The sequence below is a fragment of the Rhodococcus sp. 05-340-2 genome, from assembly GCF_002258915.1.
Taxonomy (GTDB): domain Bacteria; phylum Actinomycetota; class Actinomycetes; order Mycobacteriales; family Mycobacteriaceae; genus Rhodococcoides.
Genome location: NZ_NOYU01000012.1, coordinates 1 through 626 on the forward strand (window position 1 = coordinate 1; position 626 = coordinate 626).

A 626-nucleotide genomic window follows, 5' to 3' on the forward strand; every position below is an offset into this window, starting at 1 on the left:
GGCCGCTCGTAGCGGCTGATGGTTGGTACCCGGGGCATTGGGATCGAACGCCGTCGAGTCCTACAACGACAGTGCTGTCGGTGGTATTCCAGCCCGTGCGGGAGACAAAAAAGGGGGGTCCCGGCCCCGTGGTGGGACCGGGACCCCGGAGGGCCTGATGCTCAGTGGGTGCACCAGAAGGACCCGACCGGGATGGCTGCTCCCGGCTGCCCGGCGCACCACCGGCAGGTGGTGTCGTGCTCGATCCGTCCGAGCACTCCCTCGGCCTCCTCGATGAGGATGGGCAGCTCTGCTGCGCTGGCGAGCGCGAGCGCTTCGGTGGCCCACCGGGCCGCGCGCGGATCTTCGGCGGGGAGCTGAGCGGCATTGCCGATGAGCTCGGTGATGATCTGGTGATCGTTGAGCAGGTTGTTGTTCATGGCAGGGACACCTTCCAAAGGTTCGGATGAGACGTCCCCGATCGACATGACGAGGGTGGCCTGTCAACCCCGAAGAGGGAGCTTGCGACCGTGGGTTGACTGGTCGGGGTCCCCGGCATGTCAGACTCGGGCGACTCGTACGACCAAATTGGTGACCCATATGGGGCGGCCCCGGAGGGGACGTGCGACCGCTTGCGGTCGGCTTTC

Annotated in this window: 1 protein-coding gene; it reads right to left on the reverse strand. The window is 66.6% G+C overall.

Going from position 1 to position 626, the window contains the following annotated elements:
* Nucleotides 1-161: 161 nt before the first annotated feature.
* Nucleotides 162-419, reverse strand: a complete 258-nt coding sequence (locus CH271_RS07840; protein WP_048320462.1) for a hypothetical protein — start codon at nucleotides 417-419, stop codon at nucleotides 162-164.
* Nucleotides 420-626 lie beyond the last annotated feature (207 nt).